The 14,109-nt window shown below is 65.7% G+C and carries 14 protein-coding genes; 4 read left to right on the forward strand and 10 right to left on the reverse strand.

Features of this window, described 5'->3' with window-relative positions; translation table 11 throughout:
• Positions 1-52 precede the first annotated feature (52 nt).
• Positions 53-1,606 (forward strand): acyl-CoA carboxylase subunit beta, encoded by a 1,554-nt coding sequence (locus ACFVVI_RS33180; protein WP_378630165.1) that lies wholly within the window; start codon positions 53-55, stop codon positions 1,604-1,606.
• Here the strand turns inward: ACFVVI_RS33180 and ACFVVI_RS33185 are convergent, their stop codons facing one another.
• The 9 genes from ACFVVI_RS33185 to ACFVVI_RS33225 all read right to left on the reverse strand — a co-directional run bounded on the left by ACFVVI_RS33185 (position 1,607) and on the right by ACFVVI_RS33225 (position 10,209).
• Positions 1,607-2,878, reverse strand: a complete 1,272-nt coding sequence (locus ACFVVI_RS33185) for a PucR family transcriptional regulator (protein ID WP_378995082.1) — start codon at positions 2,876-2,878, stop codon at positions 1,607-1,609. It lies immediately after the preceding gene.
• A gap of 243 nt (positions 2,879-3,121) precedes the next feature.
• Positions 3,122-3,289, reverse strand: a complete 168-nt coding sequence (locus ACFVVI_RS33190; RefSeq protein ID WP_378995084.1) for a hypothetical protein — start codon at positions 3,287-3,289, stop codon at positions 3,122-3,124.
• 183 nt (positions 3,290-3,472) lie between these two features.
• A complete protein-coding gene (locus tag ACFVVI_RS33195) occupies positions 3,473-4,138 on the reverse strand; it encodes a GNAT family N-acetyltransferase (protein WP_387448614.1) in 666 nt (221 codons plus the stop codon).
• Between the two features lie 50 nt (positions 4,139-4,188).
• Positions 4,189-4,851, reverse strand: a complete 663-nt coding sequence (locus ACFVVI_RS33200) for a hypothetical protein (RefSeq protein ID WP_387448616.1) — start codon at positions 4,849-4,851, stop codon at positions 4,189-4,191.
• A 111-nt stretch (positions 4,852-4,962) separates the two neighbouring features.
• A complete protein-coding gene (locus ACFVVI_RS33205; protein ID WP_387448619.1) occupies positions 4,963-5,799 on the reverse strand; it encodes an alpha/beta fold hydrolase in 837 nt (278 codons plus the stop codon).
• A gap of 46 nt (positions 5,800-5,845) precedes the next feature.
• Positions 5,846-6,358 (reverse strand): anthrone oxygenase family protein, encoded by a 513-nt coding sequence (locus tag ACFVVI_RS33210; protein WP_387448622.1) that lies wholly within the window; start codon positions 6,356-6,358, stop codon positions 5,846-5,848.
• Between the two features lie 48 nt (positions 6,359-6,406).
• Entirely contained in the window at positions 6,407-6,868 is a 462-nt protein-coding gene (locus ACFVVI_RS33215) for a VOC family protein (protein WP_387448625.1), read from the reverse strand.
• Between the two features lie 48 nt (positions 6,869-6,916).
• A complete protein-coding gene (locus tag ACFVVI_RS33220) occupies positions 6,917-9,112 on the reverse strand; it encodes an MMPL family transporter (RefSeq protein ID WP_387448628.1) in 2,196 nt (731 codons plus the stop codon).
• Between the two features lie 155 nt (positions 9,113-9,267).
• Entirely contained in the window at positions 9,268-10,209 is a 942-nt protein-coding gene (locus tag ACFVVI_RS33225) for an alpha/beta fold hydrolase (protein ID WP_387448714.1), read from the reverse strand.
• A 90-nt stretch (positions 10,210-10,299) separates the two neighbouring features.
• On the opposite strand from ACFVVI_RS33225, the gene ACFVVI_RS33230 reads away from it, so the two are divergent.
• The 3 genes from ACFVVI_RS33230 to ACFVVI_RS33240 all read left to right on the forward strand — a co-directional run bounded on the left by ACFVVI_RS33230 (position 10,300) and on the right by ACFVVI_RS33240 (position 12,651).
• Positions 10,300-11,148 (forward strand): SDR family NAD(P)-dependent oxidoreductase, encoded by an 849-nt coding sequence (locus tag ACFVVI_RS33230; RefSeq protein ID WP_378995100.1) that lies wholly within the window; start codon positions 10,300-10,302, stop codon positions 11,146-11,148.
• An 89-nt stretch (positions 11,149-11,237) separates the two neighbouring features.
• Complete coding sequence (locus ACFVVI_RS33235) at positions 11,238-12,212, forward strand: diiron oxygenase (RefSeq protein WP_378995102.1); 975 nt, start codon at positions 11,238-11,240, stop codon at positions 12,210-12,212.
• Positions 12,213-12,300: 88 nt separating this feature from the next.
• The gene (locus ACFVVI_RS33240; protein ID WP_378630144.1) at positions 12,301-12,651 is read left to right on the forward strand and encodes an Lsr2 family protein; all 351 of its coding nucleotides are present in this window, start codon (positions 12,301-12,303) and stop codon (positions 12,649-12,651) included.
• Between the two features lie 59 nt (positions 12,652-12,710).
• Here the strand turns inward: ACFVVI_RS33240 and ACFVVI_RS33245 are convergent, their stop codons facing one another.
• Complete coding sequence (locus ACFVVI_RS33245; RefSeq protein ID WP_387448633.1) at positions 12,711-14,057, reverse strand: lipase family protein; 1,347 nt, start codon at positions 14,055-14,057, stop codon at positions 12,711-12,713.
• Positions 14,058-14,109: the final 52 nt, after the last annotated feature.

Here is a 14,109-nt window from a genome sequence, read left to right on the forward strand (position 1 = left end):
TTCGACTACCGTCGCGCACAGCATTTGAGTTGGTTGGAAGGTGGCAGTAAGCGTGGTAAGTACCAAGGCGAAGCTCGACGGGCTGGCCGAGATTCTGGCGATCGCCGCGGAACCAGCAGGTGAGGCCGCCGTAGCGAAGCGAGCGAAGAAGGGCGTTCCGAGCGTTCGCGAGCGGATGAACATGCTGCTCGACCCTGGGACATTCATCGAAATCGGAGCGTTGGCACGTCAGCCCGGACAGCCCGATGCCCTCTACGGCGACGGACTGGTGACCGGTCGTGGGCTGATCCATGGCCGGACAGTGATCGTGATCGCTCATGATCCGACCGTGTACGGCGGGTCGGTCGGTATCACGGCGGCGCGCAAGTTCATGCAGGCGCTCAAACTCGCGTTCGACAACGGTTGCCCGGTGGTGACGATCAACGAATCCCCCGGCGCGCGGGTGCAGGACGCGGCCGGTTCACTCGCCTCGTTCGGCGATATGACCCGGGTTCTGGAGAAGCTGTCGGGCTATGTGCCGCAGGTGTCGATCATGCTCGGCAAATGCGCGGCGGGCTCGGTCTACGGACCGATCAATACCGACGTGCTCGTCGGCACGAAGGACACCTACATGTTCGTCACCGGGCCCGACGTGATCAAGGCCGTCAACGGTGAGGACATCAGCGCCGAGGCGCTCGGCGGCGCGGAGGTGCAGGCCAAACGTGGCACCCTGCATCACGTCGCGGACAACGAGCAGGAAGCCTTCGACTGGGCCCGCAACTACCTCAGCTATATGCCGTCGAGCTGCCTCGAACAGCCGCCGGTCGTCAATCCCGGCCTGGAACCCGACATCACCGCCTACGACCTGGAACTCGAGACGATCATCCCGGATTCCGATCGTGCGGGTTACGACATGCACGACGTCCTGTTGCGCCTGTTCGACGATGGTGAATTCCATGAGATCCGGGCGGCTTTCGCCCCGAACCTGATCACCGGGTTCGCCAGGGTCGACGGCTATCCGGTCGGTGTGATCGCCAATCAGCCACTGGTCCTCGGCGGGTCCGTCGACGCCGCGTGCTCCGACAAGGGCACCTACTTCATCCGGCTGTGCAACGCCTTCAACATCCCGCTGATCTTCGTCACCGATACTCCCGGCGTGCTGCCCGGCCTCGATCAGGAAGACGCGGGCGTGATCATCCGGGGCGGCCGGATGCCACGCGCGATCATCGAGGCGACAGTACCGATCATCAGCCTGGTGGTGCGCAAGTCCTATGGCGGCGCCTACGGAATGATGGGCTGCCGTCAGGTCGGTGCTGATGTCAGCTTCGCCTGGCCGACCGCCCGGATCGCCGTGATCGGCGCCGAAAGTGCGGTCGACCTCGCCGCCAAACGCCAATTGGCCGCTGTCCCCGAGGAACACCGCGCCGCGGCGCGCGATTTCATGATCAACCAGTACAACGAGACCATCGCCACCCCGTGGGTCGCCGCCGAGCGCGGCTACATCGACGCGGTGATCGAGCCCTCACGCACCCGCCTCGAGATCCGGCACGCACTGCGTCTGCTGCGCGACAAGCCGCCGGTCAAGCCGGAGTTCAACCCGCGTAAGCACCCGCTCTACCCCATGTGATCAGCCCGCGCGCGAACTGGTTTCGCTCGGAGGCCGATAGAGCTCTGTTGATCCGGACCCGCGGTGGGCCCGGATCAACAGAGCGGCGCGCAGATGACACAGACCGGACACGTCGTTGAGGTCGAACCCGGTCATCTGGCCGATCCTTTTCAATCGGTAGTCGACGGTGTTCGTGTGGATGAACATCATGCGCGCGGTCCGTGACCGCTGCATATTCGTGGACATGTACACCTCGAGCGTGCGTAGTAGTTCCGGGTGCGCTTCGAGGGAATCGACGATGGAACTCAGATAATCGCGCGCGGGGCCCGGCCGGGTCAGCTGATATTCGAAGGCCAATTCGTGCGGGCGATATACCTTGCTCGGACCACCGAACCGATGCACGATTTCGACGAGTTCATGGACTTGCTCGGCGGCGTGCGGGATTTCGGACGGCGTCGCCGACGTCGCCACCGCACGCACCGGCACCTGCGCCGCGGCGGACAGGTGCACGATCAGCTCATCCAATTCCACCTGGGTGAATTCGTGCGCGGGCAACAGTAGCGTGCCGCCGTCCACGCTCAACAGCGACAGCACCTTCCCGTCACAGCGGTCCGCCAGTTCTGCCTGCACGCGGCGCAATTTCCGTCGCGCGACGACTTTCGCGTCCAGAGTGGGATCGAATTCCTCTGCGTGCGGCGGGAGTTCGAGCGCCATCACGTGATAGCGATCGGCGACCTCGATGCCACATTCACGCGCCATCGTCGACGTGTTCTGGCCGCCGAGCAGCGCCGACGTGAGGGTGTGCACCGCGGTGTGGTGCTCACTGTCCACCGATCGCAATTCGCGGACGTAGGCCACCGAGACCGCCGAGGTGATCATCTTCTGGGCGTCCATCAGCCGCCGAGCCACCCCGACCACGGTGTCGTAGTCATGATTGGTGACGTTGGTGATGACGAGATCGAAGCCCAGTTTGAAGCCCTCGTGCACGGCGTCGTGAATGGTGTCGATCGGGATTCCCTCGCGCGCCCAATCGGCGGCGGCGGCCTGTACTCGCTCGACCCGTCCCGGGATATCGCGGCCGTCGAGCATGCTCCTGGTCAGCTCGAGACAGACGCGGGTCACCGTGGTGACGTCTCCGTCGAGTGCTTCGCCGGGCAGCGTGCCGCACGGCACGACATTCTCGATGAAATGCACCACCATCTGGCGGGATATCGTCCGTACATCCTTCAAGGGGTTCGACACCGGCCGCCCCGAAACGGTCAGGAACGGCTCGATGGACGTTGCGCCAGCCATGATGAATCCTTCCCACCCAGATCACTGGGCAAGCCCCCAAACTACCGTGAACGACAATCCCCCGTCCAACCTTCACTTGTGACAAAGAGTAAGAGAAGGCTGGATCAATGATGCTTTCCGACAAAGAAACCCGCGGGCCTGCGGGTCCACAACGGTGCGGCGGTGGCGGATCCGAACCGGAGCCGCGCACATCTTCACTCCGTGAACGGTGTCGCCACCGCCGCATTTAGCCGTGTCAGTCGGTTACAGGCAGAAGCTGACCTCGAGCACCGGGAGCGGAAGGGGAACACACACTTCCACCGAACCCGAGACGGGCGCAGGCGCCGCGGCCGTGGCGGTGCCTGCGCCGATCGCACCGGCGGACAGCGCGATCGCGGCGACGGCGAGCGGACGGGAAATTCTGGAGTTCATACGGTCATCCTTATTTGCACTCTGTGAAGCATCCCAGCTTCGGGACATCTCGATCAGATCACGGCCACCACGCGGACCGCTATCACCGTGCACAGGTTTTGACGTTCCAATTCCCTTTCCGCGGAATTGTCATGGATTTCCACAACAATTTCCATCGCGAACTTCTCGCGTTTCGGAGCGCCTTCAGGTATTGCGCGGTCGCCGGTCCCGAGCGGGATTCGGGATCGGTTGCGGCACTTGACGCATGAGCCATCTGCGCGGGCCGCCACCCGGAAGGTCGAGCACCCCGGTCGTCTCGAATCCGAGGCGTTCATAGAAGGACAGGTTGTGGGGATTCGTCGTTTCCAGGTGCACGGGAACGCCGTCCGCGGCAGCTCGGTACATTCCCGCCGCGATCAGATCCCGTCCGTGTCCGTGCCCACGCGCCGCCGCGGAGACGCCCACGGCCAGCAAGTGCCAATGCTGCTCCTGCACACCTGCCGCGTAGGTCGCGCGCGCACCGGCACTGGCACGTCCGGCATGCGAACCGTAGGTGTGGATCGATCTCAGCTGTCGGCCCAGCGTCGCTCGCGGCAGGATGTGAAAGGTGGCCAGCCATACCGCGACGCCGACGATCGCGCCGGTGCTGTCGAGCGCGAGGTCGACGCCGTCGCTGCAATCGCGGGCGTCATCGAGCGACAATCGAAACGAGCGGACGAGCCGGGTTCTGCGGCTGGATTCCTTCGGGTGCAGCCACAGGCTCGCCGGATCATTCGCCAAGGAGGCCGCCAAGAGTTCGGCGGCGACACCGAAGTCCTTCCGGTTGCCGGGGCGAACCCGCCGAGCATCTTCCTGTACCGCATCTCCCACGGGCGGAATGATAATGGCGAGCCGTCCGTCCGGCTGCTCGAGCAGGGCGATCAGACCGGAACGGCTCGGCCGCGCAGGTAGGCGATGACGTCCTCGGCGCCCGACTCGTTCGGGTCGGCTACGGATAATCGGAACTGGGTCACCGCATCGTCTAGTCGCGATCCCGGCCCGCGTTCGGCGAGCAGAACGATGATCGCCTCCAGCACGGCAGGCCGTGGATTCGGGTCCGCCAGTAGTTCGCTCAGATAGGCGTCCGGTTCGAGCAATCGCAGTGCCCGGCGCGCGTAGGCATGGACGCGCACCGGCAAATCGGCGCGCACGGCGTCGACGTCGGCCTGGAGTGCGGGGCGCTCCCGGTGGGCCGGATCGACGCGCAGCCACCACAACTCGGTCAGCTCCGCGCTCAGGCCGTGGTTGTCGATCACGCCGGGACCGGTGGCTTGCTCGAGCGCCGCCGGCGGGAGGTCGCGCACAGCGTCACGCCACGCGCAGTATTCCCACCAGGCGGTCGGCGTCGCGCTGAGCTCGAGACCGAATCCGAGCGCCTGCTGACCGTCTGTCCAGGTCCGCTGGACGCGGGTGCGGCGGATCGAGGCGACCCCGCCCTCGGTGACCTGGGTCCAGGATGCTTCCGTTCCGTGAAAGCCATATGGCCGCAACAGCTTTCCCGCCTCGCGGGTCAAGCGGCGTAGCGCAGAGTCCGGTCCGTCCATGAGAGCAGACTAACTTCGCGCACCGACAAGTTCGGTTCACCGAGCAACAGCGCCCGCTCCGCCGCATGTCGCGGCGGAGCGGGATTCACGCCCGGCGGTGGTTCGTTCGTCCTAGGAATCGACGACGCGGGCGCCCGTCGTCGCGGTGCGCACCGCGGCGGTGACCTGATCGGGCGCCTCGACCATCACCAGGTGCCCCGCACCCTCCACGACGATCGCCCGAGACGGCGCCAACGTGCGGTTCAGCGTGGCGCCGGCGCGAGCGCACAGCACTCGATTGCGGCTGCCCCAGACCGTGGTGATGGGCGGAAAGCCGGGGGGCGGCACGAACTCGTCCAGTTCGCCGAGCCGCGGGATCTCCCGGGAGATCGCGGCGGTGACCATCAGCCGGCGGGGTTCGGTCCAGCTCTCGCGTAGGTGCGCGACGATGTCCGCCGCGTGCGGCGCTTTCTCCGAGCCCAGCTGTTCTGCCACGATCAGTCCCGCCAGCGGGCCGGGAATGCGCACACGGGCAAGCAGTGCGTCGATGTGCACGCGCCGACCCAGTCGCGCCGCCCACGCGGTGCGGGTCGGCCGCAGAGTGGCCGGGGTCAGCGGGCTGCTCAGCACCAGTGACCGCACCCGGTCGGGATTGCGCTGTGTGTAGAGCAGCGACAGCGCACTGCCGAAACAGTGGCCGACCAGCGTCACATCGCGCAGATCCTGCTCCTCGAAGAACGCGGTGACCATGGCCAGATAGTTCTCGACGGTGTATCCGTTGTCGGGAGCGTCGGAATCGCCGTAGCCGATGAGGTCGATCGCGAAGACCCGATGCGTCTGCCGCAGGGCGTCGAATTGCGCACGCCAGATGTGACGATCGCCGCCGAGGTTGTGCAGGAAGACGATCGGGGGCCCCGCACCCGCCTCGTCATAGGCGATCGAAGTTCCGCGAAAGTCGAAATACCGCATCCCCGGGCTTCCTTCCGGTGGCAGCCACGTGACCACGCCGTCGTGGTCAACCCACGGTAGCCCCGACCCCCTCGTCCGCACGGCGAAACTCTCGCTTCTGGTCCTCGGCACGCCACACCACCAGGGCGATGATCAGCGCGAACGCGACCAGTGCTGTCCCGGTCCGCAGGAAGTGGAACAGATCCCACCGCGCGAGGATGTCGGCGTAGTCGGCGGGCGCGCCGTCGACAGCCCAGGCGTTGATCTTGTGGTTGATCGGCACGTTGCCGAGCCGGGTGATGAGGAACGATCCGACGACGAGCAGCGCGGCCGCCGCGGCGAGCGCCCGGTCCCTGCCCGTCTGCACGACGGCCAGGACGAGGCAGCTCAGCGCGGCGGCGGCCATGGTGAGTTGCATGCTGATGCTGTTGTTCTGCATGAGCTCGGTGTGGAATTCCAGGCGCATCTGCAGCGGGACCCGATGAAAAGTCGGGACCAGATTCGCGGCACCGTAGCCGAACGCACCGGCGAGAAGACCGGTGGTGAGCAGGGCCAGTGCGCGTATCGGAGCGTGTTTCATGAGGTCGAAGTTAGCCGCCCGCCTCTAACTCTGACAAGACTGTCAAATTTAATCGAGGCAGAACTCGTTGCCTTCGGGGTCGGTCATCACGATCCACCCGGCACTCATCGGCGGCTCGGGCTCGAAGCGCTCGCCCCGCTGCGCACCCAGCGCGACCAGTCGCGCGCACTCGATCTCCAACGCCGCCATTCGCTCGTCCCCCTGCAACCCGGGCGCCGCCCGCACATCGAGGTGAACCCGGTTCTTCGCGACCTTGCCCTCGGGTACCCGCTGGAAGAACACCCGCGGACCGTGACCCTCTGGATCCTCGATCGCCGATTTCGAGTTCCGCTCCTGCGCCGGAACCCCGATCCGCGCGAGGAACTGATCCCACACCACGAGCGGGTCCACCCCGGCGGGCACCTCGACGCCCGGCGGCCCCGGATGCACGTATCCCAGCGCATCCCGCCAGAAGGTCGACAGCGCGGCCGGATCGTGCGCGTCGAAGGTGATCTGAATATGGCGGCTCATCAGTACTCCGTTCATGGCAACCGAACACACGGCGTGACAGATCTTCGGTCACCGTATGTCAGAGGTCCGACAATCTGCCGCTGTCGTTGCCGAGGACGGTGATTCGCCCAGTCCGAATCTGGCGTGGACGGCCTTCATCCAGGTGGGAGCCCACCAGCAGTCGTCGCCGAGCAGTTTCATCGTCGCGGGGACCAGGAGCATGCGCAGCACGGTGGCGTCGATGATGAGCGCGGCGATCATGCCGTAAGCGACGTATTGCATGAGGACGAGGTCGGAGAAGGCGAAGGCGCCGGTGACGACGAGCAGGATCAGGGCGGCGGCGGTGATGATGCGGCCGGTGTGGGCGGTGCCGATGCGAACAGCCTCCGTCGTGGAGGCACCCGCGGCCCGCGCTTCGACCATCCGCGAGAGCAGGAAGACCTCGTAGTCGGTGGACAGGCCGTAGATGATGGCGATGATCATCACCAGCATGTTGGCCTGGATGGGTTGCGGGGTGAAGTTCAGCAGACTCGCGCCGTGACCGTCGATGAAGATCACGGTGAGGATGCCCAGCGTCGAGCCGAGGCCGAGCGCGCTCATGAGGGCGGCCTTGATCGGCAGGACCAGCGAACCGAAGGTCAGGAACATCAGCAAGGTGGTGACGAGCAGGACGAGGGCGATCATCCATGGGATGCGCTCGAGCAGCGCGTCGATGCTGTCCTTCTGGATGGTGGGGACACCGCCGACGAGCATCTGGACCCCGTCGGGAAGTTCGATGCCGCGCAGGTACTCGATGGTGTCACCGGCCGCATCGGAGTCTGTGAGCGTCGTTGTGGTGCGGTAGACATCGGACTGCACCGGCGAGCGCGACGGCAGTTCGAACTTCGCCGCCAGCCCGGGTGCCCGGTTGGCCAGTTTCAGGGCCGCACCGATCGCGACGCTGTCGTCGGAGACGAAGATCAGGTCGATCGGATCCGATCGGCGGCCGGGGAAGGTCGAGTCGATCTGCTCCTGCGCGACGCGTGTGCTGTTGTCCGGCGGTAGATATCGTTCGCTGAAGCCACCGAAGGCGAGGTTGCGGGCGGGCAGAATCAGCAGCACCAACACCACGCACAGCACACCCGCGACCTTCACCGGATGCCGCATCACCCACTGGGTGCTTCGACCCCAGAAACCGTTCTCCACCTCGTGCGCGGACTTCGTTCGCCGGAGCCGTCTGCTGCCCCACAGATCCACGCGCGCACCGAGGATCGCGAGCATCGCGGGCAGCAAGGTGATCGCGGTGAGCGCCGCCAGCGACACGGTCGCGATGGCGCCGTAGGCGATGGATTTCAGGAACCCCTGCGGGAACAACAGCATGCCGCCCGCGCTGGCGATGATCATCGTCGCGGAGTACACCACGGTGCGCCCCGCCGTCGTCATCGTGCGCCGCACCGCCGACGCGGTGTCGTAGCCTTCGGCGAGTTCCTCACGGAAGCGACTCACGATGAACAGCCCGTAGTCGATGGCCAATCCGGCGCCGATCATCGAAACCACCGGCGCGACGAAAGAGTTCACCTCGGTGACGTAGGTGAAGGTGCGCACGATCCCGCTCGCACCCGCCATCGTCAACCCACCCACGATCAACGGCAGCGCAGCCGCGACCACACCGCCGAAGATGAAGAACAGCAGCAGGGCGACCACCGGGAAGGCGAGGACTTCCATCCGCCGAATGTCGTCGGACAGGGTGTCGTTGAGTGTTCCCGCCACCGGCTGCAGGCCGCCCACCTGCACATCGACACCGGGAATCGTGAAGGCGTCCTTCACCTTTCTGGTGTTGCGCAGCATCTCGGTGTCGTTGTCGCCGACGATGGCCACGGCGGCGACCGCACGGGTGCGGTCAGGGGTCGCGAACAGCGAGCCACTCGCCCGGCCCGTTTCCGTCGGCCAGTAGGCCCCGTTGACGCCGGAGATCGCGCCGGGATACGCACGAGGCAGGCTGTTGAGGTTGTCGACGATCTTGCGGCTGAACTCGGGATCGTCGACGGTCCGGCCGGGCGGCGCGGTGTAGAGCACCACCACATCGAGGTCATGGTTGCGACCGAAGGCACTGTCCGCCAAGCGCCCTGCCAGCGCGGATTCCGAGCCGGGATCGTCCATGCCGCCCGAGCTCAGCTCATCGTGCAATCCCAGGCCGTACCCGCCGAGCGCCAGCAATGCGGCCACGACGACGCCGAGTACCGCGAACCGGAATCGATGGACCAGATCGCCCCAGCGCGCGAACACTAGCTCGCCGTCCGTTCATCGGCTCCGAGCGCAATCTCCAAGAGGCCGCGTCCTTTCCCGTGGTTCGCCTGATCTGCCTCCCATCAAAAGTACCGCCACTTCGCGGTTTTCCACCGAACGACTACGCGAGCAGGCTCACCGCGAGATTTCCTGACCTACGACCGCGCGCGCTGATCGACGCCGACCTCCCGTAGCGCGGCGATCAGGAAGTCGTTGACCGCGTCGGTTCGCTCGAGGTGGACGAGGTGGCCCGCCCCCGGAAGTTCCACGACCGCGCGAAGGTCGGTGACATTGGCACGCAGCGTGGCGAGGGGGTCACGACCGCTGAAGCCCTCCATATCGGGATCGTTCTCGCCGTAGAGGAAGTACGTCGGGACCTCGATCCGGGCGTCGGCGAAAGGCTCGGAGAGCTCCCAGTTGCGATCCAGGTTGCGGTACCAGTTCAAGCCTCCGGTGAAACCGGTCCGTTCGAATTCGGTGGCGAGGGTGTCGAATTCGTCCTCGGTGAGCCAGGCCCACGGCAGCGCGGGCGCCTGGGGCAGCACATCCAGGTAACCCAGACCCGGCGGGTTCTTCCAGGTGTCGAGATAGTGGTAGTCGCCGGAGAGGGAGAAGTAGACGCGGGACAGGAATTCCCGCGGCCGTGCGGCGAGTTCGACATCGGCGACGCCGGGTTGCTGGAAATAGGACAGGTGCAGGAAGTGACGCTGGGCGGCCTTGGTCCAGAACGCCGACGGCGGGCGCGGCGGGCGCGGCGAGTACGGATTGTTCAGCACCACAACGGCTTCGACCCGCTCGGGAGCGCGGAGCGACAGTTCCCACACCAGCTGGGCACCGAAATCGAGGCCGACGAACACGGCCTTCTCGGCGCCGATGTCGTCGAGGAGCGCCAGCAGGTCGCCGATCACGGCCGCATTGGTATAGGCGGCGACATCAGCGGGCGCCTCGGTTCGGCCGTACCCGCGCAGGTCGGGCGCGATGGCCCGGTATCCCGCCTCCGCCACGGCTTCGATCTGCCGGTGCCAGATGAACCCGGTGTGTGGAAAGCCGTGACAGAACACGACCGGGTAGCCCTGCCCCTGCTCGGTGACATGCATCCGGATTCCGCCCGTGTCGAGGAATCTCTGTTCCACTACCGCCTCCAATTTCTAGAACGTGTTCTGATTTGACGGTAGTGTCCGGAGGTCATGAGCGGAACACCCAAGATTCTGGCCGGGCGCGTCGCGGTCGTCACCGGGGCAAGTCGTGGCATCGGCAAAGGCATCGCCCTCGAACTGGGCGCGGCCGGCGCGACCGTGTACGTCACCGGGCGCACCACCGAGCCGGGCAGACTGCCCGGCACCGTGCAGGAGACCGCCGCGATGGTCACCGAGTTCGGCGGGCACGGTGTCGCGGCGGTCTGCGATCACCGCGACGACGATGCGGTCGAAAAGCTCTTCGCCCGGGTCCGCGAGGAACAGGGCCGTCTCGACGTGCTGGTCAACAACGTCTACAACTCCCCCGCCGCCGCCCGCTGGCTGGGCCGCAAGTTCTGGGACGTGCCGCCCAAGGCTTGGGACGAGACCTTCGAAATCGGCGTGCGATCGCACTACGTGGCCAGCGTTTTCGCCGCGCCACTGCTGATCGAGTCGGCCGGGCTCATCGTCAATGTCTCCTCCCCCGGCGCGCGGCGGTACATGCACAATGCCGTCTACGGCGTCGGCAAGACCGCGCTGGATCGCCTCACCGCCGACCTCGCCCACGACCTGAACGGCACCGGTGCGACCGCCGTCTCGATCTGGCCGGGAATCGTGGATACCGAACTGCTGCAACTGGTCCCGGCCGACGAACACGGTCACCGCCGGGTAACCCTGCCCGGCGAGGGCTCCTTCGATCTCGATGCCGCCGAGACCCCGCGGTTCCCCGGGCGCGCCGTGGTGGCACTGGCCGCCGACCCGGGCCGGTCGACTCGCTCCGGGAAGTCATGGAAAGTCGCCGACCTCGCCGAGGACTACGGATTCACCGACGTCGACGGACGCATCCCGCGCGCCGACTGACTCCCCCTAGAATTACCTGCGACAGTGCGTTACATTTACATTGAGGATCAGCCGCTCGATGGCTGTCCAGGTGACAACGGAGAGAAACAATGACGTTCTCGAAAACCGCGGCTGCCGAGTACGCCGAAACCCTGCACACACTGTCGGAAGGGTCGGTCCATCGCCGGTTCGACCCCTACCTCGACATCGACTGGGACGCACCGGAGCTCGCGATCGATCGCGACGATCCTCGCTGGGAGCTCTCCGGCGAGCTCGACCCGCTCGGCGCCACGAGCTGGTATCAGAACCTGCCGCTGGAGCGCCGGATCGAGATAGGGCGGTGGCGACAAGCCAACGCGGCCAAGGTCGGGCTGGCATTCGAATCCATCCTGATCCGCGGGATGATGCAGTACGCCATGACCTTGCCCAACGGCTCTCCCGAATTCCGGTACTGCCTCCACGAGATGACCGAGGAGTGCAACCACATCCAGATGTTCCAGGAGCTGGTCAATCGCATCGGCGACGATGTGCCGGGCATGCGGCCGATGTTCCGGGTGATGTCACCGTTCATCGGTGTCGCGGGCGGCTACTTCTGGGCCATTCTGTTCATCGGCATCCTCGGCGGTGAGGAGCCGATCGATCACTATCAGAAGGCGCTGATCCGCTCCGACAAAGAGACCCAGCCCGCCCTCCTGCGGATCATGCAGATCCATATCGCCGAGGAGGCGCGCCACATCTCGTTCGCCAACGAGTTCCTGCGCACCCACATCGCCCGCATGGGCCCGGTGCGCACCGCGGTCTGCGCGGTGGCGTTCCCGATCGCGATGCGCTGGCTGGCCGACGAACTGGTCAAGCCGTCGAAATCCTTCGCCACCAAGTTCGACATCCCCGACGAGGTATTCGACGACGCGTTCTGGCGCAGCCCCACCTCCCGTCAGATCCTCAGCGGATTCTTCGGCGACATCCGAACGCTGGTCGACGAACTCGGCATGATGAACCCGGTGACCCGACAGCTGTGGAAGCTACTGAAAGTCGACGGCGGCTACACCCGCTACCGCGGTGAGCCGCAACGCCGGGCGAGCTGATCGCCACTGATGCCGAGCGAATAACCCGCGTCGTCGTCAACTAAGATCAACGACGGTAATTCTCGGCACCCGAACGAACAGGACTCCCATGGCGCGCAAAGTCGTTGTCACACTTGTCGATGATTTCGATGGCACGTCCGCTGCCGATGCGACTGTCACATTCGGAATCGATGGGGCGGCCTACGAAATCGACCTGTCGGATGCCAACGCGGCACAGTTGCGTGAGGTGTTCGAACAGTGGGTTCCGTACGCGCGTCGCACCGGCCGCGCGAAGGCAGGCGCCGCACGTCGTCTCGGCGCGGCACCGGCGGCAGAATCCACCCGTCGCAACGATCTCACCGAGATCCGGGCGTGGGCTTCGCAGAACGGACACACGGTGTCCAGCCGCGGCAGGATCTCGGCGGACGTCATCTCGGCCTATGAGCAGGCCTCGGCGTAAAGTTTCGGTTCGTCGACAGCACGGCGCGCATTCCCTCCGCGCGCCGTGCTGTTTTCGTTTCAGTTGGGCAGCGGGATATCGGCTTTGAATCGCTCGCCCGGCGGGAGACCGCGCAGCACCGCACTGGTCCAGGCGACCGCGGGCGGCCAGCCCGCGACGGCATTGACGATGTGTTCCGGCAGCGGCATCGTGTAGAACCGCAGATCCGCGCCCCGGTTCCAGTAGTCGTGCACCGTCGGTAGTACCGCCGACGTCGGGATCAGTTCGTCCCAGATTCCGTGCCACCAGAAGATCGGGCTGTCCGGAATATGGTGTCCCAGACTCTGGTCCGCGAGAACCTCCATCACCCCCGGTGCCGTTTCGAGTGACTTCCCCGGCTGGAAATAGGCACTGATCGGCCGGTACGCGCCGGCAGCGGCGATCGTGTAAACGCAACGACTGCGCATATCCGCCACGATCGCCTGCCCTTCCGGGGTCAGCAATTCCTTCGCGTCGAACTGATCGGGAAATTCCCGCGACAACGCGGCGAACCCGAGCCACATCGTGAAATTACCGGCGCCGGTAAGGCCCGGCCGCTGGGCGATCGCGTACTGGGCCTGGGCTCGCAGATCGGCGGGGAATCCACCCACCGCGGTGCCGAGCAACCGCACATCGGGGGCGTAGCTCTCGCGGAGTTCAGCCGCCCGGATCGAACCGGAGCCGCCGCCGGAGTACCCGTAGAGCGCGATCCCGGAGTCCGTCAGGCCCAATGCCGAGTTCTTCATGGCACGCAGGCTGTCGAGCACCATTTTGCCTTCGTCGTAGGTGTTGAAGGTGTTGAACTTGCCGTCGAAGTCGGCGACATTGATCGCGAACCCCTGCGCGAGCCAATACACCGCCAGCGCAGCCTCTTTCATCGTGCCTGTCTGCAATGTGTAGGACGGGTTGCACGACGAATCGGTCGCGTCGATGGCTTCCTGGAAGGACACCACCGGCCGCGGACTGCCCGACCACGGGATACCGGGGACGATCACCGAGGTCGCGGTCGCGATCGGGTTGTCGTGCACGTCGTTGCTCCGGAACAGCAGCTGTTCGGTATGCACCGGGAAGGGTAGGCCGAGCAGGCGTGTCTGCACCGTTCGGGAACGGATGATCTGTCCGGGCGCATAGGAATCGAGGTCCGCCGGGTCGTCGTACCAGGGATCCTCGGCGGGCACCGGGATCGGCAGCATGTCGTAGAGCTGGGGTTCGGCGGGCAGCTGTGGGAGCTGGTTCTGATCCGGCGGGAAACTCGGATACGGGTCACCGGCGGCGGTGCCGACGCTCGATATCGCCAGGCACACCGCCGCCAAGGGCACCGCCGCCCACCTCGTTCCGAGCCTGCGTCCCCACCCCGGGCGAACGGTGGCTGCCGTGCTGCGCTGCATGGCGTCTCCTCTGTCTAGGTGACGCTGATTACAGCACGGTGACTTGTTTCTA

It is taken from the genome of Nocardia sp. NPDC058114 (genome assembly GCF_042884695.1).
In the GTDB taxonomy this organism is placed as follows: Bacteria; Actinomycetota; Actinomycetes; order Mycobacteriales; family Mycobacteriaceae; genus Nocardia.